13 protein-coding genes are annotated in these 21,868 nt (G+C 65.4%); 7 read left to right on the top strand and 6 right to left on the bottom strand.

Going from position 1 to position 21,868, the window contains the following annotated elements; genetic code table 11:
- Positions 1–45: 45 nt before the first annotated feature.
- Entirely contained in the window at positions 46–438 is a 393-nt protein-coding gene (locus R9B84_RS20340) for a RidA family protein (protein ID WP_423760163.1), read from the top strand.
- Positions 439–459: 21 nt separating this feature from the next.
- On the opposite strand, the gene R9B84_RS20335 is transcribed toward R9B84_RS20340, so the two are convergent.
- The 5 genes from R9B84_RS20335 to R9B84_RS20315 all read right to left on the bottom strand — a co-directional run bounded on the left by R9B84_RS20335 (position 460) and on the right by R9B84_RS20315 (position 5,978).
- Positions 460–1,758, bottom strand: coding sequence for a cytochrome-c peroxidase (locus tag R9B84_RS20335; RefSeq protein ID WP_423760162.1), 1,299 nt, complete (start codon positions 1,756–1,758; stop codon positions 460–462).
- A complete protein-coding gene (locus tag R9B84_RS20330; protein ID WP_423760161.1) occupies positions 1,745–2,707 on the bottom strand; it encodes an amidohydrolase family protein in 963 nt (320 codons plus the stop codon). The genes R9B84_RS20335 and R9B84_RS20330 overlap by 14 nt, the downstream gene beginning before the upstream one ends.
- Complete coding sequence (locus tag R9B84_RS20325; protein ID WP_423760160.1) at positions 2,704–3,369, bottom strand: GNAT family N-acetyltransferase; 666 nt, start codon at positions 3,367–3,369, stop codon at positions 2,704–2,706. Before R9B84_RS20325 ends, R9B84_RS20330 begins: the two co-directional genes overlap by 4 nt.
- Positions 3,370–3,382: 13 nt before the next feature.
- Positions 3,383–4,408, bottom strand: coding sequence for a PLP-dependent cysteine synthase family protein (locus tag R9B84_RS20320; RefSeq protein ID WP_423760159.1), 1,026 nt, complete (start codon positions 4,406–4,408; stop codon positions 3,383–3,385).
- Between the two features lie 160 nt (positions 4,409–4,568).
- On the bottom strand, positions 4,569–5,978 hold the full coding sequence (locus R9B84_RS20315; RefSeq protein ID WP_423760158.1) for a hypothetical protein: 1,410 nt from the start codon (positions 5,976–5,978) through the stop codon (positions 4,569–4,571).
- Between the two features lie 82 nt (positions 5,979–6,060).
- On the opposite strand from R9B84_RS20315, the gene R9B84_RS20310 reads away from it, so the two are divergent.
- A complete protein-coding gene (locus tag R9B84_RS20310) occupies positions 6,061–6,372 on the top strand; it encodes a hypothetical protein (protein WP_423760157.1) in 312 nt (103 codons plus the stop codon).
- 75 nt (positions 6,373–6,447) lie between these two features.
- On the opposite strand, the gene R9B84_RS20305 is transcribed toward R9B84_RS20310, so the two are convergent.
- Positions 6,448–6,714, bottom strand: coding sequence for an acyl carrier protein (locus tag R9B84_RS20305; RefSeq protein ID WP_423760156.1), 267 nt, complete (start codon positions 6,712–6,714; stop codon positions 6,448–6,450).
- Between the two features lie 172 nt (positions 6,715–6,886).
- On the opposite strand from R9B84_RS20305, the gene R9B84_RS20300 reads away from it, so the two are divergent.
- The 5 genes from R9B84_RS20300 to R9B84_RS20280 all read left to right on the top strand — a co-directional run bounded on the left by R9B84_RS20300 (position 6,887) and on the right by R9B84_RS20280 (position 21,816).
- Complete coding sequence (locus R9B84_RS20300; RefSeq protein WP_423760155.1) at positions 6,887–7,633, top strand: TenA family transcriptional regulator; 747 nt, start codon at positions 6,887–6,889, stop codon at positions 7,631–7,633.
- 13 nt (positions 7,634–7,646) lie between these two features.
- Positions 7,647–9,155 carry an AMP-binding protein gene (locus tag R9B84_RS20295; protein WP_423760154.1) on the top strand — a complete coding sequence of 503 codons (1,509 nt, stop codon included), beginning with the start codon at positions 7,647–7,649 and terminating at the stop codon, positions 9,153–9,155.
- Between the two features lie 67 nt (positions 9,156–9,222).
- Positions 9,223–11,487, top strand: coding sequence for an AMP-binding protein (locus R9B84_RS20290; RefSeq protein ID WP_423760153.1), 2,265 nt, complete (start codon positions 9,223–9,225; stop codon positions 11,485–11,487).
- Positions 11,488–11,533: 46 nt separating this feature from the next.
- Entirely contained in the window at positions 11,534–17,143 is a 5,610-nt protein-coding gene (locus tag R9B84_RS20285) for an SDR family NAD(P)-dependent oxidoreductase (RefSeq protein WP_423760152.1), read from the top strand.
- A complete protein-coding gene (locus tag R9B84_RS20280) occupies positions 17,140–21,816 on the top strand; it encodes a condensation domain-containing protein (protein ID WP_423760151.1) in 4,677 nt (1,558 codons plus the stop codon). The genes R9B84_RS20285 and R9B84_RS20280 overlap by 4 nt, the downstream gene beginning before the upstream one ends.
- Positions 21,817–21,868: the final 52 nt, after the last annotated feature.

The raw sequence follows: 21,868 nt of genomic DNA, 5'->3' as shown, positions 1-21,868 counted from the left end.
ATGTTTCGCGCGACGCGTGGCGCCGCACACATCGAGGAGCAATTCATGAAAAGCTACGTTACGTCGGGTAACGGACTGCCGCAATGGCCATCGCCGATCAGTCATGCGGTCGTTGCAAACGACACCTGCTACCTGAGCGGTCAACTTTCATTGGACGCCGATGGTTGCTATGTGCCCGGTACACCCGCGGAAGAGGCCAGACGCGCGTTCGCGAACCTGTTCAGCGCACTCGATGCGGCAGGCTTCGACCCTCGGGATCTGGTATTCGTCGACATCGCGTTCGTCGACATCGGTGCGCTTGCGGAGGTGAACGAGGTATACGCGGATTTGTTCCCCGCCGATCGTCGCCCCGCGCGAACCGTATACCAGGCGGCCGCGTTGCCGTTCGGCGGCCAGGTGAAGGTGATGGGCGTAGCCGTTCGCGACGCCTCCCGTTGATGTAACACGGGAGTGGGCCGGTCAGCGCTCGACGATGGGGCCGGAGAAGGCGCCGAGCAGCGCGACGAGCTGTCGTTGTTCTTCGTCCGACAACGCGATTTTCTTCAGTTCGCTATGCCCGATCGCAGCCGCCGGCGCGTCCGCGTAGTGCCGCATCACGGCTTCAAGGGACGCGAATTGTCCCGCATGCATATACGGCGGTCGCAGTGCGACGTTACGCAGGCTCGGCGTTTTGAACGCGGCAAGCATCTGTGGGTCGTCGGTCGAGATGAACTGCAGCTCCTCGCACTGCTCGGGCTTCGCGTCGCTGAACGGTCCCATGCAATTGAATTCGTCGTGCAGAACCTTGTCGACCGCCGCCGCGCGGCCGGTATCGGAGGCCGCTCCGCTGCGCGGCGGTACGCCGATGTTGTGGAACTGACGATCGCTCAGCATCGGCCCGGTGTGGCACGTCACGCATTGACCCTTGCTCATGAATACGCGCAGCCCCGCCTTTTCGACCGCGCTGAGCATCGCGAGCTTGCGCGGGTCGCCAGTCAGGACACCGTCGACGTAAGTATCGAAGTTCGACGGCCCGTATTGCAGTGTCGCTTCGTACGCCGCGATCGCCTTGCCGAGATTCGCGAACACGCGCGACACGTCGGTGCGCGTGCGTTCGTCGAGTGCCCGCCACGCCGCCTTTTCGACGTCGGTGCCGAGCGGACCCGCGTCGCGCGGCAAGGCGCTCAGGTCGGGTAATGGTCCGAACAACGACTCGTATTCGCCGCGATAGTGCTCGGCCAGCACATGTGCGGCGCGCAGCCGGGTGCCGGCGTGTTCGTTGTGATCCTCGATCGGCCCGATCGCTTGCGACCACACACTGTCCTTGCGGCCGTCCCAGAATAACCATGGAGAGCCGGCCACGCCGACCACGGGCATCGTGCGGCGTACGCCGGTGCCCAGGCCGATCGCGAGCGGTCGCCCGTCCTCGAACTGGCGGTCGACGGCGTGGCAGCTGGCGCAAGCGATTGCACCGTTGCGGCTGAACCGCGGGTCGGCGAACAGCCGTTTGCCGAGCCGCGCCGCGTTCGCGGACGTCGCGACCCGATTCGAAGGATCGGCCTTTGCGGGCGTGCTGGACGGCACGCGCATCGATTTGAGCAGCGCCAGCTCGTCGGTGCTCCAGCGATCCGACGTGTCGGCAGTGTCGGTCGCCGCGTCGGACGTGTGCGCGGGCCATGCACTCCAGACAAGCGTCGCGGCGACCACCGCGGCGGTCGCCAGCCCGTAATGCGTGCGGGACGGCCGGCGCACGCGCCGGCCCGGGTCACGCGATCGCATCGATCGTGCGCGGTGCCGGCAGCAGCGCGTGCGTGTTGCCGGACATCAACCACTTGCGTTGCACCGGCGCGACCGCCGCCAGCGGACCATTGGGGGCCAGAAACTGTTCCATCACCTTGCGATGGCCCCCGGAATTGCGAAAGACCGGCCAGTCGGTGCCGAACAGGATCTTGTGATTGATGTTCATGCGGAACAGCTCCGCGAGGGCGGTCGACCAACCCTGAGGATGCTGGGAACCGAGAAACGCGCTGATGTCGAGATACACATTCGGTCGATACGCGCACTGTCGCACGCACGCGTCGACGTGATGGACGGCGCCGTGCGCGAGGATGAAGTTCACGTCGGGAAAATCGAACGCCGCGCGGTCGAGCAGATCGGGGTGCGAGTACGCGAATTCGAGCGTCGGGCTGGTCGGACCCACGTGCAGCAGAACCGGCAGTCGGTGTGCGCGACAGATTTCATACAGCGGGTAGAGGATCTTGTCGCTCGGGCTGTAGCCGCAGGGCGGATAGAGTTTCAGTCCGGAGAAGCCGTACTCGACCACGCCTTTCTCGAACAAGGCGACAGCGTCGGCACCCCAACGCGGATCGACGCCGCCGAACACGTGGAAGCGCTCGCCGTGGCGCTGCAGAATCGCATGATGCTCGGCGTACATCTCGGCGATCGTCAGCTCGCTCTTCATCACGTACGTGAAGTCGGGCAGCAGCAGGACGGCCTGTTCGATGCCGGCCGACGCCATGTCGGCTGCCAGTGCGTCGCCGAAGTGGTCCTGGCTCTGCGCGAGGTAAGTATCCAGGAGTTCCGAGCGGGATTTCCGAACACCGTTTGCGACGAGCCGCACATGAACGTTGGCACACAAGCCCTCGAGGAACGCGCTCGGGATAAAGCGCGTCGACGCGATGTGGCAGTGCGAGTCGATGATCGGGCCGCTGTAGATCGGATCACTCATACCGATGCTTTGGCTGCGACAGCGCGGTCGGCCTCGCGGCCGCGGAGCATGCCGAGTGCACGTTCCTTGAGGTCTCCGACGCGCTGCATCATGAAGTGGCCCGCGTGAACCTTCCCGTCTGCGCGCGCGTAATCCGGCAAGGTGCCCCAGGTCTGGAAGCCGTAATGTTCCCAGACCCGATGCGCGGGCGTGCCGTCGCGCACGTCGAGCGTCACCAGTTCGACTTGGTCCAGATCGCATTGCAGTGCGATTTCGACGAATGCGGCGGGCAGCACACCGCCGCCTCGATAGGCATCATGGATCATGCCTTTCGCGAGATCCGTGATGTGGCGATTGTTCGGGTTCAGGTTGCGGCGCAACGTGCACAGGCCGATCAGCTGTCCCGTGCTGGCGAAGATCGTCAGCAGACGTACCTTCTCCGCGGCGAGATTCGAGCGCAGTTCATCGAGGTAGCGGATCGCTTCCGCATCCGTGATCGTTTCGGCGAAACCGATGATCGGTGCGCTTTCGCTCGTGCGTCGCATCAGCTCGATGACCTGCGCACCCAGTGCATCGTCGATGGTGTTCGCCCAACGATACGTGACATGCGTGACGTCGGCCTTCGGCAACACGATCGGGTACTGTGCGCCGTCGGCAAGCTGGGTACGGATGGAGTCTTTCATGGGTGTCCCTGGATCAGATGGTTTCGAGGGCCACGGCGCTTTCGGCGCGTGGCGGCGTCGCGGTGTCGCAAAGGTCGTCGAGCACCGCCTGGAGGCCATGATCGATGAGCCATTGATCGTCGTAAATCGTGTCCAGATACTTGGTGCCGCTGTCCGGGAGCACCAGCACGATGTTGGCCGGGCCCTGCAAGGTCGCGATGTAGCGGCGCGCGGCCTGCGCGATCGCGCCGGATGAGCCGCCGAGCAACAACCCTTCGTCGAGCGCGAGACGGCGGCAACCGACGAATGCGTCGCGATCTTCGATGCGCATCGTGTCGTCGACGAGATGGATCAGGATGTTGCCGGGCTGGAAACTGAGGCCTGCGCCATTCTGCAAATGCGGTCGGTACGTGCCGCCGAACACGACCGAGCCGGCGGGTTCGACGCCGATCACGCGGGTCGACGGATCACGCTCCTTCACATAGCGCGCGATTCCGCTCAGGTGGCTACCGGTGCTGGCGGACACGATCACGGCGTCGAGCCGATCGGCCAGCTGGGAAACGATCTCCGGCCCGGTGGAGTAGTAATGGGCGTCGATGGCGGCCGGATTGTTGTACTGATCGAGGTTGACGCAGTTCGGCACGCTTGCGGCGAGCGCTTTCGCGACGGCAATTCGCTTCTTCTGGAAACTGCCGGTCTCGTCCGGTTGTTCGACCATCTCCACCTCTCCACCGAATGCCCGCACGAGGTTCGCATTCGTCTTCGGTGTCTTCGGGTCGAGCACGCAAATGAAGCGATATCCGCGTGTTGCGCACAGCATGGCGAGCGCATGCCCCATGTTGCCGGACGTCGATTCGACGATCGACCAGCCCGGTTTGAGGCCATGATCGCGCTCTGCCTGGCGCAGAAGCTGGAGGGCGCTCCGGTCCTTGACGCTGTTGCCGGGGTTGTAGCACTCGAGCTTCCCGTACACGCGGATTCGCCGGTGCTCGTTCGACAGGCTCTTCAGATAAAGCAGCGGCGTATCGCCGATCAGTTCGACAAGACTGTTTGCGTACATTCGAAATCTCCGACCAGCTGGTTGACGGTGGCTTGTGCGTCGTTCGCGAGTTGCGCGACGCGATCGGACGCGTGTGATCTGGACTGCTGTCACAGCGCGACTTTAGTGATCGAGGCCCTGGGTCTGTAACTGTCCGAACGGGCATCGGACCGGGCGGCCGTCACAGTTCGCCCGACTCCATGTCGCCGGACCCGGCATCCGCGAGGAATCGCAGTCGCGGATGCGGAAGTGCGTCGGGCGCGAGAATCGGGTTGTCGACGAACGTGCCGACGAGTCGCGCCAGGAGCGCCGCGTTCTGGTGAACCATGTGATGACTGCCGCCCAGCATTTCGATCTGGATCGGACGAAGCAGCGCGGAGGCAATGGCCCGCGCGCGCGTCGCGCAGGTCATTTCGTCGTATTCGCCGGTCACGAGCATGGCCGGGATGTCCGCGATCGAACCGTCGCGCTCGGCCTCGATTCGATGCGCGCGGAAGTTCAGCAACTGCTGGCTGTAATCGATCATGTTCGTCGCGGACATGAAAGGCGCGTGCAGCCAGTGGCGCGTCGACGCATCGGACAGCGCGAACATCGATGCATGCCCGCCTCCGCCAGCATCGCTTCGTTCTCGCTTCTCCAGCAGCGCCATCATCGATTTCGCCATGCTGTCCGCAGCCTTCGGCATACGGGCGACGAGCGAACACATCGTGTTGAGATTGTTTTCGTAGGCGCTGTCCGCGCCGTCGTAGTCCTGCGCGCCGGCAAACGACGGTGCGATCAGGCTCATCGATGCGATACGGCCGGGCAGCGCGCGCGCCAATGCAAGCGCATAGCGTGCCCCTCCGCACCAGCTCGCGACGTGAATCGCGTCGATCCGCTCGACGTCGAGCAACTCGGCCACGCTGCGTGCATAGCGGCCAGGGGCATCGGGATCGGAATAATACGCACGTGTCAGTCCTGCTTCGGCAGGCGTGTCATCTGCTTCGTCCACCAAATAGATGGAAAAATGCGGCGCCAATCCGGCAGCGAAATCATGCCAGACGTCGTGCGGGATGCCGAAGGCGTTGATGAGCAGCAAGGCCCGGGAACCCCTTCCGCAATTCAGATAGACATGCCCGGTTCCGGTCGTGATGCGCCGCGCGGACGGCACGTCGACCAACCGGGGCGCGACGCGTCGCTCATGCGCTGCGGCGTGAGCGGCGACGCGCGAGGCGATCCGATCGCTCCAGTCGACGTTGTCGCAGGACAGCCGGTGCACCCGGACGTCGGTCGGGAACTCGCGTGCGTCGTCGCGGCATCCAAGCGTATGCGCGGCGTGCCGCAGGTTCGTATCGAGCAGGTCGAGCACGGCGTCCGGGCCATCTTGCGCGGAGCGGGTTCGCGTCGGAACCTGCGCGAATCCGGCGACGCTCGCAGAGAGCGCGTGCCACGTGATGCGCAAGTCGCCGTACACGACGTGAAGGCCGGCCGTCGCTTCGGCCGCAAGCCAGGCCAGCAGGGCTTCGGCCGTCAACAGGCGAGCCGCGCCGGCCGATTCGCCGGGCAATGCCAGCGGTTCATGCTGAAAGTAGGTATCGGCGCGCCGGCGCACCTCGAACACGGTATCGGCGACCGCATCGGCGAGCGTATCGAGCGGTGGTAACGACAGGGTATTCGCGTCGTCGACGATATCCGTGCCGTTCGCGAGCGCGTCGCCGAGCACGACGATGCATGCGTCGGTCATGGACGCCGCGTCGACGCCGAGCGCGGCCGGGATCGTCCGTGGCAAGGACGCGAATTCGCGCGTACGCCGCAGCTCGGGATCGTCGATAACGATCGCGATCCGCTGCGTGTCGGGGGCGCTCAGCGTAGCGCGAAGTCTCGCAACGCGCGCGTTCGTCTTCGGTTCCACCGCGGTGTGGGCGGCCGATGCCGCGTCGCTGGCGCCGAACGCGACGCGCATTGCGTCGAGGTCGCCGGCAAGCAGCCAATGGATGCTGCCGTAGCCGCCGGCGGAAGATGCCGTGCGCGCGTCGAGCGGTTGACCGTTCAACGGAAATCGATCGTTCATCGCCATCTCGCTACGCTTTCACGGACAACAGCATTTCAACGAGATCAACCGCGTCGCCGATGGTTTCGAGATTCGCGACCTGTTCCGTGTGCGATGCAAAGCTGACGCCAAGGCGATCCTCCGTCAGCGCCATCAGGGACAGCAGCGAAATCGAATCGAGCATCAGATCCGACGTCAGCGACGTTTCTCGAGTCAGCATCTCCGGCGCGATATCGAGCGCGGCAATCTGTGGAATCAGTTCGGTAAGCGTAGCGAATACATTCGCGTGGTCGTCCATCGGATGCTCCAAGTGCCGTAGGGGTTCCGCTTTATAGCGTCAAGCCGCCGCACTGCCTACCTGCACTGACGTACAGGATTGGCGTACCGGTGAAACACTCGCCCGAACGGACAGGTTTCAGTCTTGAAAGCCGCCATTACATTGCCGGTTACCTTACCGACAGGGAACGACCATGACCCTCGCAAACGAAGCCGTGCTGATGGACAAAGCGACTTTCTCGCGCACGCTGCGCGAAACGCTGGACGAACAACTGACCCTCGATCATTCGATCTTCGCGGAGTTGTTTACGCCGCAGAAAAACTGGCGGTTGCTGAAGATCATCTCGCTTGAGGGATACCAGATCACCCGGTACTTTCTCGAATACATCGAGAATCTTTACTTCCGTTGCCCGTTTCCCGACCACAAGCGCCGGCTGCTGTACAACCTGTTCGAGGAGGAGACGGGACGTTTCTCGAAGACGAAGAACCATGTCGAGCTCATGGAGGACTTCATTCGGGCGCAACGGATCAGTGACGAGGAGCGCGATGCGTGGTCGCCGTCCGCCGCGACCCGCGAGTTGATCGAGTATCGGCTCGAGAATTGCAAGGGGGAGGGCACCTACCATATCGGTGCTGCCGCGGTGATGATCGCCAGCGAAGGGCAGAGTCTGGAAACCCGCGCAGGCGAAGCACGCCACGCCATTCTGGCGAAGTGCTACGGACTGACCGAGGAAGACACGCGCTTCTTCTCGGTTCACCAGAAGGAAGACGTCGCGCACGTGGCCGAGGGCATCTCGCTCGTGACCGATCTGTGCACGACCGTGGAGATGCAGCAGGAAGCACTGTTCGCGGTGCGCCACACGTGCAAGCTGTTCTGGAACATGTATGAAAGCGCGGCACAAAAGTACTACGCGTCCGCGGAGGGCGTCGCGCACGCGTGACGAGACAACGCCGATGATGACCTTCGATGATCTCGTCGCCCGTCTGCGCGACAGCAGTCATACCTTGACCTTTGTCGACGACAAGGGAGCCGAAACTGTCCGGACTTTTCACGAACTGTTCGAGGATGTGCTCGCGACGGTGGAGCGCGGCAAGGCGATCGGCCTCGTGCCAGGGGCACGCGTCGGCATCGCGGCACCGAACGGCTACCCGTGGATCGTGTGGGACCTTGCGTGCATGGAGCTCGGCTGCGTATCGGTCGCTTTCCCGAACGATCGCCTGCCCGACACGTGCGACGCATTGATCGAGCGCTACCGGCTGAGCATCCTTGCGGTGGATGCACGGTGGCTCGATTCCGCCGAGTCGATCGCCGGCCGGGTCATCGATATCGATCCGGCCGACGCGCGCGGTTCGGACACGCGTATCGAGCCGGTGCGCGTCGAGCATCGGCCGGATACGCATTCGCTCGTGTTCAGCTCCGGCACGACCGGCAAGAACAAGGGGCTCGTGATGAGCCGGCGCGGTACCGCGCACCTGCTCGATCTGTATCGCGACGCGTTCGGCGTCGCGCCAGGCGAGCGCTTCCTGACGTTTCTGCCGTTCGCGAATTATCAGCAGCGGATGACGTATTACTTCTGCCTGTATCACGGTGTCGATCTCGTTTCCGTGCCGTTCCACGGACTCTTCCCGGGTCTGAAACGGCATCGCCCGACGTTCGTGATCGCGCCGCCCGTCCTGTACGAAACGCTGCATACCGTGGCGCGAGCGGCCGCCGGTCCTGCCGGCGACGCGTCGACGCTCGCGGAGCGCCTGATCGCGCTGACGGGCGGCAACATCCGTTACATGATCACGGGAATGGCGCCGATCAAGCGCGCCGCACTCGATTTCTTCTGGGACTGCGGGATCGAGTTGTACGAGGCATTCGGGATCACCGAGGCAGGGATGGTGGCCTGGAACAAGCCCGGACGCGTGCGAGTCGGCACGGTCGGTCAACCGGCGGAGCCCGGCAGCGTGTCGTTGTCGGAAGACGGGGAAGTGATCGTTACGCGCGGCGCACTGCTTTCGCTGGGCTATTTCGAGGCGCCGGAAGAAGACATCCGCGCGACGTTCGTCGCTCCGAACGCGGTGGCGACGGGCGACATCGCCGAGTTCGACAGCGATGGCTTCCTGCGCGTTGTCGGTCGCAAGAAAGACGCAATCATCACGAGCAACGGCGAGAAGTTCCATCCCGAGCCCATCGAGGCGCTGTTGTATCGCGATCCGCGTGTCGAGGTGGCGGTCGTGATGGCCGGCTCGCATGCGGGGCTGAGCGTCGTCATCGCCACGCGCCGGCCGGACGATGCCGAAGTAACGGACGCGTTGCGCGAGCTCGTCCGGGCAGTCAATGGCACGCTTCCTGCGCAACGGCAATTGACGAAGATCATTTTCACCGACCGCGCATTCGACGTCGAAGGCGGCCTGCGCACCCGTAACCTCAAGCTCAATCGCCGCGCGATCGCGGACGCGTTCCTGCGCGACGCATGAGATCACGCTCTTGCGCGAGCCTCCGCGTCTGCGCGGCGGCTCGCGCCGACCTCATCCTGGACACACCATGACGACGCATCCCAACTCGAATCCGAACGTGTTTACGATGGATGTCGAACCGACGTCCATCATCGAGACGCTCGCGCACCACACCGAGCGGGACCCTGATCGCATCGCGCTGACGATCTTGCGCGACGGCGAAGCGATCGAAAGCGAAAGCACTTTCGGCGATCTGTATGCCGGCATGATGCGCGTCGCGCGCGGCCTCGCACACCTGACCGAGCCAGGGGCTCGCGTGCTGTTGCTGCTGCCGACCAGCGCCGAGTTCGTCTGCACGTTCTACGGGTGCCTTGCATCGGGCCGCGTCGCCGTTCCGGCCTATCATCCGCAGCAGGTACGCAAGGTCGCGCAATGGTTGAAGCTGCAGGCCATTGCCGACAATTGCGGCGCGACGCTGATCGTCGCGCCTGCGACATCGATCGACACGCTCGCGACCTTGTGCGAATCGCAGCAATTGTTTGCCGGCTGCAAGCTCGTCACGTACGAAGCGCTCGTCGATGCAGGGATGCCGGACGAGTCGGGGCTGCCGCACATGCCCGATGCGGGCGATCTGGCGTTCCTTCAATACACGTCCGGGTCGACGGGCACACCGAAGGGTGTGATGATCACGCACGGCAACATCATCGACAACCAGCGGGCGATCGCGACGTTGATGCAGCACGACCGCGACACGCGCATGTTGTCGTGGCTGCCGTTGTATCACGACATGGGACTGTCGATGCCGCTGCAGCTGGCGTCGATCGGGCTGTCGGTCGTCCTGATGTCGCCCGTTGCGTTCGTCCAGCAGCCGGGCCGATGGTTGCGTGCGATCTCGGCGCACCGGGCAACGACGTCCGGCGGGCCCAATTTCGCGTATGCGCTCGCGGCAGCTGCGCTGAACGCAAGCGATGCCGGAGATACGCTCGATCTGTCGAGCTGGCGCGTGGCGTTCTGCGGCGCCGAGCCGATTCATCGCCAGACGGTCACCGACTTTATCGACGCTGCGCAGCCACACGGTTTTGCGCCCGGGTCGTTCTACCCGTGCTACGGGATGGCCGAAGCGACCCTGATCGTATCGGGCGTCCGGTGCGGTGAAGGCGCCTTCTATCTGGACGTCGATAACGTGAAGCTCGCCGCGGGTGTCGTCGAGCCTGTCCAGCCCGGCGACGCGAATGTAAAGAGTCTCGTTTCGTGCGGCGGCACGGCGCCCGGCACCGAGATCCGGATCGCGGGCGCCGACGGTCGCCCGGTTGCCGATCCGAACGGTGTCGGAGAGATCTGGGTCCGCGGCGGCGCGATCGGCGTCGGTTACTACGGCAACCCGGACGCCACGCAGTCGACGTTCGGTGCGCGAGTCGAGGCCGATCCGGACGCGCGTCCGTTCATGCGAACCGGCGATCTGGGCGCAATCGTCGATGGCCGCCTGTACGTGACCGGCCGCGTGAAGGACATGCTGATCGTCCGCGGGCGCAATCTGTATCCGCAGGATATCGAGGCGTGCGTGCAGGATGCGGTGCCGGCGTTGCGCCGCGGCTGCGGCGCCGCTGTGTCGGTGCACGTGGATGGAGAAGAGAAGCTCGTGATCATCCAGGAGGTCGGCCGCACCGCGCGCCGCACGATGGACCTGGACGCAACGCTGCGGGCGATGGTGTTGGCGGTTGGCGAGGACTTCGGCGTCACGCCGCACGCAATCGTGCTGGTCGAGCCGGCGACCATCGAGAAGACATCGAGCGGCAAGATCGCGCGCGCGCTGTGTCGTCGCGCGTATCTTCAAGGGGAACTGCGCGCCGTCGCCAACTGGACCGATGGCGCCTATGCAAGTGGCGCCGGCGCATCGCCGGACCTGACGGCCGCGCCGGTAGTCGCACCGGTGCCGCCGGACGTCGATTCAGGCGCGACGCTGATCGAGCGGGAGATCGCCGCCCGGATCGTACGGGTCGTCGCGGAACGACTGAAGATATCCGAAGCGCAGGTGTCTCGCACGGCCGCGTGGGTCGAGATGGGTTTCGATTCCATGAGCGCACTGCAATTCTCGTTGAAGGTGCAACACGCGATCGGGCTGACGTTCGACGCGGCCGTGCTGTGGGATTGCGCGAATGTCGAGCAACTCGCCGCGCATCTGGCCCGGATGCGCGGCGCCGCGGACGCGCTGCGGTCGAGCGATGCGCCCGCACCGGCTCCGGCGCGTGCTTCGGCCGATGAAGACGCGCAGGCGGCACGGTCCCCCGAGCAGCTCGCGGCGCTCTCCGATGCGGACGCCGAAGCGCTGCTGCTGAAAGAGCTGCAGCGTTGAGCCGCACCCCGGCAGTGCCGTCCCGCGAACGTCTGGAGTTGTACACATGAATGAGTCTAATCAGGCGCCCTCGGCGTCCCTCACGCCCGTGAAGCAAGCGTTGCTGAAGATCGACGCGTTGCGACGCGAGCTGGCCGACGCGCGTGACGCGATGAACGAGCCGATCGCGATCGTCGGCATGGGCTGCCGTCTTCCCGGCGGCGCGGATTCCGCCGACACGCTCTGGTCCATGCTCGCGGCAGGGACCGACGCCGTGGGCCCCGTGCCGGCCGATCGCTGGACGGATGCCGTCTACGACCCTCGGCCGGGCCGCCGCGACACGAGCTACAGCCGGCACGGCGGTTTCATCGGCGACGTCGATCGTTTCGACGCGGCGTTCTTCGGCGTGTCGGACCGCGAAGCGCCGCACATCGATCCGCAACAGCGTCTGCTGCTCGAATGCACGTGGCGAGCGCTCGAGGACGCCGGCTTTTCACGAGAAACGATCGCACCGTACCGAACCGGCGTGTTTGTCGGCTCGTCGGTCGACGACTATGCACGGGTCAGCGAAGGCCTGCCTGACGCTGCGCTCAGCTACGCGCAAACCTCGCTGGGCACCGCGCGCCCCTTCGCGGCCGGCCGCATTTCCTACCTGTTCGGCTTTCACGGCCCGGCGTTGCATCTCGACACCGCCTGTTCGTCGTCGCTCGTCGCCGTCCATCTGGCCTGCCACAGCTTGCGCACCCGCGAGTCCGACGTCGCATTCGCCGGCGGTGTGAACCTGATGCTGTCGCCGGAGATGACGATCGCGCTGAGCGAGCTTCAGGCACTCTCGCCAAGCGGGCGCTGCCGGACGTTCGATGCGGCCGCCGACGGCTACGTGCGCGGCGAGGGCTGCGGTGTCGTCGCGCTGATGCGCCTGTCCGACGCTCGCGAGCAGGGCAGATCGATCCATGCGGTGATCCGCGGCTCCGCGGTCAATCACGACGGTCGCAGCAACGGGATGACCGCGCCGAACGGCCGGGCGCAACGGGACGTGATCCGCGAGGCGCTCGAGCGCGCCGGCGTGTCGCCGGCTGACGTCGATTACGTCGAGGCGCATGGCACGGGTACGCCGCTGGGCGATCCGATCGAGCTTCGTGCGCTCGAGGACGTGTATTGCCGCGAGTCGAGTCGCACCCGGGATTTGTACGTCGGCAGCATCAAGACGAATATCGGTCACCTCGAGTCAGCGGCTGCGGTCGCCGGTTTGATGAAGGTCGTTTGCGCGCTGCAGAAGGGTGAACTGCCGCGACACCTGCATTTCGACACGCCAACCGCACACGTCGACTGGCAGACCAATGGCATTCGCGTCGCGTCCGAACATGCGGCATGGCCGTCGTCACGACCGGGCCGAAGGGTCGCGGCGATCAGCTCGTTCGGCATGAGCGGCACGAACGCGCACCTGATCGTCGAAGCGTGGCAGGGCGAACACACGTCGCATTCGGAGCCGAGTGTCGCGCTCCCCGGGCACGCGCGCTTCGACATCTGGCCGGTGTCTGCCCACACGGCGCCGATGCTGAAGCAGGCGATCGGAGACTGCGCGGCGCATGTGCGCGCCGACGCATCGCTTGCACCGGATGCCGTCGCGAGCGCGCTGCGCATCGGGCGCGACAGCCATCGGCACCGTGTCGCGATCGTCGCGGATTCGCGCGATGCGCTGCTCGACGCATTTTCGACAGCGGAGCGGGCAACTTCCCTGCGACTCGTGCCGCCCGGGGGCGTCCGGGACCGGCTCGCGTTCCTGTTCACCGGGCAGGGCGCGCAGCGTGCGGGCATGGCTCGACAACTGTATCGGGACTTCGGGCCGTTTCGCGACGTATTCGACGCATGCGACGCACACGTCGAAGCGCAAGGCGAGCTGTCGCTCGTCGACGTGCTGTGGGGCGATCATCAGGACAGGATCCACGAAACGCGCCATACGCAGCCTGCGATGTTCGCGCTCGAGGTTGCCCTTGCGCGCTTGTGGATGCACTGGGGCGTCGTGCCTGACGTCGTGATGGGCCATAGCATCGGCGAGTACGCCGCTGCATGTATCGCCGGCGTGTTTTCGATCGAGGACGGCTGTCGCCTCGTGACGGCGCGCGGTCGGTTGATGGATACGCTCACCGCGCCCGGCCGGGCGCTCGCGGTGTTCGCGAACGTGAGCCAGGTCGCCGACGCCGTGCGCGACTTCCCGGGACGGGCCGCGATCGCCGCGGACAACGCGCCGGAGAGCGTGCTCGTGTCTGGCGATCCGGACGCAATCGAATCGCTCGAGCGGCTGTTTGCAGCGCGCGGAATCGCGACGAAGGCGCTGGCGGCGTCGCGCGCATTCCATTCGCCGCTGATGGAACCGATGCTTGCCGAATTCGGCTCGATCGCTGCGACCGTGCAGTATCGGGCGCCTGCCATTCCGATCGTATCCAATGTAACCGGCCGGTTCGAAACCGAACGTTTGTGCGATCCGGCGTATTGGGTCGAGCACGTCCGCGCAACGGTTGCCTTCCGCGCGGGTGTCGACACGTTGCTCGATGACAAGGTGACGACGGTCGTCGAGATCGGGCCCGGCAAGACGCTTTCAAGCCTCGTCGCCGCATGCGCCGGGGCCCGGGCCGGCAATGGCGATGTTGTCGCGTTGCCGTCGATCCATGGCGACGGGCGCGAGACCGAGCCGTTGTTGCGCGCATTGGCGCATGTCTATATGGGTGGCCGTCGCGTCGACTGGCACGCCTACGAGCGTTCTCGAGCCGTGACGTCCTCGGCGAATCCCGCTCGCCGCGGCGTGCTGCCGCCGTACCCGCTCGAAGCCAGCCGTTATTGGGTGGGTTGCCGGGAGCCGGCGCAGCGGGCGAGACTGCTGGCGAGCGCGCTCGCGGCAGGCAAGCAGGCAAGTCACGGCGTGCTCGGTCGTCTCCTCCCGATACCTGCATCGGACGATCATCGCTATGAGAGCGAGGTGTCCGATCAGCATCTGCCGTTCCTGAGCGGACACGTTCTGCATGGAGAGCTCGTTTTCCCGGCGGCAGGATTCGCCGAGGTCATGCTCGATGCCGCATCGCGGCGGAATGCCATCGCACCGGACCCCACGACCGACCGCTGGCAAGTCGCGAGCGCGGTGTCGTTCGACAACGCGCTCATGCTGGAATCGGGGAAAGCGGTCACGTTCGGTACGGTCGTGCACGGAACCGGTGCTGCGCATACGAGCGACGAAGGGGCCCGGATCGAGATTCACGCGTGTCACGACACGGCGGCGCCCGAACCTGAATGGATCCTGCAATGCGCGGGGCGGATCGGCTCGATGCACGGTGTACCCGAAGCGCCGCCGCTTGACGACTGGCGCGCGCAATGCCGTGACGCCGTGTCCGTCGACGGGTTCTATGAGCGCTTGCATGCCACCGGGCTCGAATATGGCGGTGCGTTTCGTTCGATTCGCGCGCTGTCGCGCGGCGGCGATGCTGCGCTGGCCCGAATCGAGATCGGAGCGGACTGCACCGACGATACCGAGCGCTTCGTCCATCCGGCGCTGCTCGACAACGCGTTTCAGGCCGTTGCCGGCGCGCTGTGGGACGCGGAGCTGAACACCGCGTTCGTACCGATCGGCATCGAACGGATCGCGTGCATGCCGATGCGGGGCGTGCGGACCGTGTGGTGCGCCGTGCGCGCACGGGTGCAGCGCAGTCTCGCTACGGCCGATCTCTGGCTGTATGACGACGACGGTCGCTGCATCGCAATCGTCTCCGAACTGCGGTTGCTCGCGGTCGACCCGCGCCGATTCAAGCGTGCTGCACCGCCGGCTGCAGTGCACCGGCACGTATGGCGGCCGCTGGTACCCGCACACGAAGCGGCCGGCGCTCACGTGGATGTCGTGCTGATCGGCAACGATTCGGCGTCGGACGCGGTGCTGTCGCAAGCGTGCGAAGCGGCCGGAGGCGCGTGTGCAGTCGCGGAAATGCAGGCCGATGACATGTTCGACGGCGACGCCGGCGCACAGCGCATTCGTCTTGCGCTGAGCGACGCGCTTGCATGCGTGGACGCACGACGAACCGTACTGCTCTATACGTGGCCGTCGTCCGACAGTGCAACTTCGGACGACGAACTGGCTCGAGTCGGCGCCGCTTACCGTCGCTTCGCCAGCGTTTGGCGCGAAGTGCAGAATACCCATTGGCCGGCAGGCGCACCCGCCTTATGCATCGTTACACAGGCGGCACAGCGCGTACCCGGTGTCGACCACGGCGTGTCGCCTTTTCAGGCAGCCGCATGGGGTCTCGCGCGCAGCCTCATGCACGAAAGCGGTGAAATTCCGGTGTTCGCGGTCGATCTGCCCGGGCCGGATTCCGCGTCTTGCGCGAGCGCGCTGGCTGCGCTGGCGGGAGCCACGGTGACGGGCGAGACGCAGTTTGTGTCGCGGGGCGATGTCGTGTACATCCCGCGGCTCGTCAAACGCGACGTCGGCGCGGCGCAACCACTCGCGCGCGGCGCGTATCTGGTGACGGGCGGGCGAGGTGCGATCGGCACGCAAGTGATCGAGCGGCTGATCCGGAATGGCGTACCGAAAGTCGTGTCCGCAAGCCGCCAGTTGCCTGGGGACAGCGAGCGCGCACGGCTTGCCTCCATCGCCGACTCGCACGGCTCGATCATCGAATTTGTGGCCGCGGATGTCGCCGCGGCGGCTGACGTGGACGCGCTCGTCCATGCGCTCGAAGCCGACGCGAAGCATCCGCTCGTCGGTGTCCTGCATGCGGCGGGCACGCTCGACGACGGCTTGCTCGCGACCCAGCCGATGTCCGACGTGATGAGGGTACTTGCACCGAAAATCGCCGGAACGTTGAACCTGCATCGCGCGACCGCGCATCTGTCGCTGCGACACTTCGTGTCGTTCTCGTCGATCGTGGCCTGTATCGGCTCTCCCGGGCAATGTGCATACGCTGCGGCAAATGCCTACGTGGACGCGCTGACGGCCTCGCGCAATGACGACGGCCTGCCTGGGCACACCATGAACTGGGGGCTGTGGGGAGGCAACGGGATGGTCGATCAGCTTGACGCGCACCAGTTGCGCCGTATCGCCTCGTTCGGCCTCAACCCGCTCGAGCCGGACGTCGCACTGGGCATGCTCGATGCGCTGATCGCCGAACCGGACGGGCAGACGCAGATCTGGAGCGTCGAGGTCGATACGCTGATCAAACGTAGCCCGAGTCGGGCGATGGCGGCGTTGTTGTCGGAACTTGCGACACCGTCGGGTCCGGCGAACCGCACCTCCGGTGCCGGCCCGCGATTGCGCGAGCGCCTGGACGGCTTGTCCGCCGACGAACGCATGCAACGGCTGCGCGAACACATGACCGACGCAATCGCGACGACATTACACACGTCCAGCGTGCGAATCGCACCTGATATCCCGTTGATCGAGCTTGGGCTCGATTCGCTGATGGCCGCGGAATTCCGCACGGCGTTGCGCACCGAACTGGGTGTCGATGTTCCGTTCGGGCGGTTGCTGGAAGGCGCGACCATCGACGACGTCGTGCGCACCATCGCGGCGATGCTCGATCGCGATGCGTTGCAGGCACCCGGGGTGACGCAGCCGTCGCGCGCTGCCGACCGGATTGACGTGGTGTCGCGCGAAGCGACGTTCGGCCTGGAATTGGAAGGGGGGGAGCTGTGAGCTCGATCGAATTCATCAATGAACTGGCCGGGCGGGGAATCGAGCTCTGGGCCCAGGATGGCAAGCTGCAGTACAAGGCGCCGAAGGGCGCCGTCACGCCGTCGCTCGTCGACGAGTTGAGGACCCATAAAGCGACGCTCGTCGCGCTGCTTGAACAGTTTGCCGGCACCGCAGGCACCTATCCGCTGTCATTTGCGCAAAAGTCGCTCTGGTCGCTGCATCAGCTCAATCCCGACAGCGCGGCGTACAACGTCACGTACGCGACCCGGATCGACGACGATGTCGAGGTGGCGACACTGCGTCGCTGCGTCGACTATCTGATCGCCCGTCACCCGATTTTGCGCACCGCGTACCGTGTGATCGATGGCGAGCCGCGACAGCAGGTCGGTTCGGACGCGCGCGCGCAGTTCACTGTCGATCGCGTGTTTGCGGCGGATGAAGCCGCCATCCGTCGGTGGATCGACGACGAGTCGAACCGCCCGTTCGACCTGACGCAGTCGCCGATCCGGCTCAAGCTGCTCCTGAACGAACATGACGGTGCAAACGCGATTCGCGTCGTTCTGCTGTTGAACGTACACCATATTGCTGCCGATTTCTGGTCGCTCGAAATCCTGCTCGGCGAGCTTCGCGCGCTGTACCGGCTCGCGCGCGCGGGCGAGCCGCTGAAGCTGCCGCGTCTATCGTTGCAGTACAAGGATTGCGTCGAGCACGAGCGCGCGCGGCTCGACGGGAGCGACGGCGAGCATCTCGCCGCGTTCTGGCGCCGGGAGCTGGCGCAAGGATTTCCGGTGCTGAATCTTGCGACCGACAGGTTGCGTCCACCGCGCAAGACGGAGCACGGTCGCGTATACGACTGGCCGCTCGGTGCGACGCTGTCGCAGCAGGTACGCGACACGGCCAGGCTGCTGCGCGTGACGCCGTACATGTTGCTGCTCGCGGTCTACCAATTGCATCTGCACCTCCATACCGGGCAGGAGCGGTTGATGATCGGCGCACCGACTTCCGGGCGCAACGTGCCGGGCAGTGAAGGCGTGGTCGGTCATTTCGTGAACACCGTCGTGCTCGCATGCGAGGTGCAACCCGACGATTCGTTCGACGACCTGCTGCGACGCACGCGCGAGATGATGCTGCGCGTGCTCGATCATCAAGACTACCCGTTCCCGATGCTGGTCGACGCGCTGCGTCCGGCGCGCGATCCAAGCCGATCGCCGATCTACCAGGTGATGTACAACTGGAACCAGGCACGCGGCGATTTCGCCGCGCAAAACGCTGCCGACGTGCCGTTCTATCGGGAGCGCCTTGCCGCGTCGAGCACGGGTACGCGCGGCGCGACGCACGACCTGACGCTCAACGTCCAGGATCTCGGCGACGAATATTCGACCGCGTGGACGTTCAATACGGATCTGTTCGACGACACGACAATCGATCGGTTCGCGAACCAGTACCAACACCTCGTCGAACAGGTGGTGGTGGACGCGACCCGACGCCTGACCCAATACAGACTCGCGGTTGCACCGGCCGACGATGCGCAAGGCCGTATCGCCGCTGCACACGCGTTCGCACGCCAGGCGACAGTCGCCGATTTCGATACGCTGCGGGATACATCGCGCGGGGCATGGGCATTCGACGACCGGACGATCTCCTACGGTGACGTGTACGGCGCGGTACGCGCTGTGCGTGCGCAATTCGACGCGCTCGGGATCGGTGTCGGCAAGTGCGTGGCACTTCGCTTGAAAAGCGTCGCCGAGCGTGCAGTCGTGCTGCTTGCGATCCGTGCCGTCGGCGCTCGCTACGTCGTATCGGGCGACACCACCGACGGAAATGCCGACGCGGTGTGCCGGGGGCACGGTGACGAGTGGTCCGGCTGGAACATTGGCGCGATCGACGTGGTGCGCGTACATCACGCCACCGCGCCAGACGATCGCATTGCCGTGGACGAGGCGGCGGCGGTCGAACCGCTGCTCGATTACGTCGGCCAGTTGCTGCATCTGGATGCCGGCACGACTGCGCTGGTCCTGCATGGTACTCAGGACGTGCTCGCGGCAGCGACGCTCGCTCAAGTCGTGCTTGCGGGCGGCATGGCACGCTTGTCCGAGCGGGCTTCGATCGGTGCGCTCGCCTCCGACGATCCCGTGGACACGGAAATCGCGCGTGCCGAGCTCGACCATTTGCTCGCAGACGGCCCCGCGTTGATCATGCCGTCTCTTCTGTTACGGCACGCCGACGCCGCCGGCGTTGTGCGGGCACGCGCGCTTGTCGCTTACGGTGAGCATCCGCATGCGTTGACAGCGCTCGTCAACACGGATCGTGCCCCGGTGGCGGCAACCTTCGTGCCGCTGCGCTGCGCGGAAATCTTTCCGGCGATGTGCGCGTTCGTTGCGGCGCGAAATGGCTGGCGGCTTCTGGCGCCATCGTACCCGGGACGCGTCGCGCTCGTGCTCGGATCGTCGCGAAGCTTTGCCGACGATCGACAGGCCGGGAAACTGCATTTCCTTGACGGCACGTCGGCCCGCACGTCGGACGCGCCGATTCCGCTCGAGACAGCATACCGGGACAGGATGCTCATATCGACCGGCGTTGCAGTCGTGCGCCGTGACGGCGATGTGCTGTGTGCGGACCCCTCGTTGCGCGTCGCTCGTCACCGGCCCGTACCGATCGAGATCGGCACGGTCGAGCAGACCATCTCGGCCGTTCCCGGTGTTGCCGCCGCGGTATGTGCGTGCGTCGTCCGGGACACGCAGGACCTGCTGGTCGCCTACGTCGTCGCGGATGGCAGCGACCTGGACGCAGGTGTACTCGAGCATGCCGTTCGTTCGGCGTTGAAGCAGGCGTTACCCGACTCGATGCACCCGGACGCGATCATGGTGCTCGATCGCCTGCCGCTCGACGCATGGGGTGCACTCGACGCGGACCGGCTCCCGCTGCCACGCGCAAGCGAGACGGCCGTACGGTTTGCGTCGACCGACATCGAACGCAAACTCGCCGCTATCTGGGCCGATGTTCTCGGCCAACCGTCCGTCGGCGTCGACCACGATTTTTTCGAACTGGGCGGCGATTCGATTCTCGCTGCAGTCATCGTATCTCGCGCGGCGCTCGACGGGATGTATCTGAAGCCGCAGGACATCTTCCAGCATACGACCGTGGCCAGCCTGTCGACGGTGGTGCGCGAGACACCGGGCCTCGATGTCGATCAGGGGGCGGTGCACGGCGAGGCGGCACTCGGTCCCGCGGCACAGTGGTTCGTCGAGCGGGTCGAAGTGGATCGTTCGCACTTCAACCAGGCGTTGCTCGTTCCGCTCGGCGAGGCGCCCGACGCGAACATCATGGCCGAGGCGATCCGTGTCGTCGCGCGCCATCACGACGTGCTGCGTTCCCGCTTCGTTGTGCGCGACGACGGAATGCATCACCTGTTTGCGGGTGACGACGGGTCGGACGAGGCTGATTTCTCGGTCGTCCGATGTGTCGATCCGGACGGCCGGCATGGCGAACGCGCCTGGCGCGACGCGATCGACGCGGCGCAGGGCAGTCTCGACATCGAAAGCGGCAGGCTGATGGCAATCAGGTGGCTCGAGAGCACCAGCGTGTCGAGCAGCCGGCTACTGATCGTCGTCCATCACATGGCGATCGACGGCGTATCGTGGAGCATCCTGCTGCAGGATCTGGCGGATTGCTATCTGCGCTTGCGCGACCGCACGGCGGCGGCGTTGCCACTGAAGACCAGTTCCGTGAAGGCATGGGTCGACCAGTGGATCGCGCTTGCGCGGAGCGACGCGCTCGATGACGATCGCAACTATTGGCGGAGTGTGAACGCACAGGTGCGCGACGTGTTGAGCGGGCCGAAGCGGGTCGCGCTGATGCGCCACGGGCTTGCCCCGATCGTTCAGCATGCCTATCAGGAGTCGTCGCTCAGTTGCGCGATTACGCTCGACGCCGATCTGACTCACGCGTTTCGAACCACGGCGCCGCGCGCCTATGGAACCGACGCGAATGACCTGCTCATTGCAGCACTCCACGCTGGTTTTCGTGCGTGGAGCGGTTGCGATGCGTTGCTGCTGGACGTCGAGGGGCACGGTCGCGACGCGCTCGGTGATTCGATCGACCTGAGCCGCAGCGTCGGCTGGTTCACGTCGATCTACCCGGTGCTGGTTGACGTGCCGGCTGCCGCGTCGGACCCGTCGGCGCTCATCAAGTCGGTCAAGGCGCGACTGCGCGAGGTACCGCGGAAGGGCGCGAGCTATGGCGTGCTGCGCTATCTCGACCCGACGCCCCGGGCCGGCGACGACTCGCTCGTTTCGTTTCCGCAGGCGCCGATCCTGTTCACCTACCTCGGTCAACTGGAGCAATTGTCAGGGCCGTCGTCGCTTTATGGCGGGCCGCCCGAACCCGCGCCGGGCATTCGAAGCCCGCGCCAGCGGCGCACGCACCTGTTGGACATCGTCGCGTACGTCTCGCGCGGCAGATTGACCGTGGAGTCCAGCTTCTTCGGGGTGCCGGGCGTCGACGAAAGCATCGGCTGCCTCATGTGTCGCGTCGAAGAAGCGCTGACGATGCTCATTCGCCATTGCAGCGCGGACGGGGTCGGCGGATTGACACCTGACGACGTTCCGCAACTCGATGTCGACCAGCACGCGCTGGACGCGCTGCTGGATGAAATCGACGCACTCGAGCGCTGAACGAGGCGACGCGCCGTACGGCGCGTTCGTCGAGCATGACCGTACCAGGAAT

This window comes from Burkholderia sp. NLJ2 (assembly GCF_049487195.1).
GTDB classification, from domain to species: domain Bacteria; phylum Pseudomonadota; class Gammaproteobacteria; order Burkholderiales; family Burkholderiaceae; genus Burkholderia; species Burkholderia pyrrocinia.
Note: the sequence above shows the minus strand (reverse complement) of the source record. Positions and strands in the feature narration are given on the sequence as shown.

Excerpts from the sequence above, each read along its gene's own strand:
- R9B84_RS20305 (WP_423760156.1), bottom strand. The coding sequence starts at position 6,714 with ATGGACGACCACGCGAATGTATTCGCTACGCTTACCGAACTGATTCCA.
- R9B84_RS20295 (WP_423760154.1), top strand. The coding sequence starts at position 7,647 with ATGATGACCTTCGATGATCTCGTCGCCCGTCTGCGCGACAGCAGTCAT.
- R9B84_RS20290 (WP_423760153.1), top strand. The coding sequence starts at position 9,223 with ATGACGACGCATCCCAACTCGAATCCGAACGTGTTTACGATGGATGTC.
- R9B84_RS20340 (WP_423760163.1), top strand. The coding sequence starts at position 46 with ATGAAAAGCTACGTTACGTCGGGTAACGGACTGCCGCAATGGCCATCG.
- R9B84_RS20325 (WP_423760160.1), bottom strand. The coding sequence starts at position 3,369 with ATGAAAGACTCCATCCGTACCCAGCTTGCCGACGGCGCACAGTACCCG.
- R9B84_RS20285 (WP_423760152.1), top strand. The coding sequence starts at position 11,534 with ATGAATGAGTCTAATCAGGCGCCCTCGGCGTCCCTCACGCCCGTGAAG.
- R9B84_RS20320 (WP_423760159.1), bottom strand. The coding sequence starts at position 4,408 with ATGTACGCAAACAGTCTTGTCGAACTGATCGGCGATACGCCGCTGCTT.
- R9B84_RS20330 (WP_423760161.1), bottom strand. The coding sequence starts at position 2,707 with ATGAGTGATCCGATCTACAGCGGCCCGATCATCGACTCGCACTGCCAC.
- R9B84_RS20335 (WP_423760162.1), bottom strand. The coding sequence starts at position 1,758 with ATGCGATCGCGTGACCCGGGCCGGCGCGTGCGCCGGCCGTCCCGCACG.
- R9B84_RS20300 (WP_423760155.1), top strand. The coding sequence starts at position 6,887 with ATGACCCTCGCAAACGAAGCCGTGCTGATGGACAAAGCGACTTTCTCG.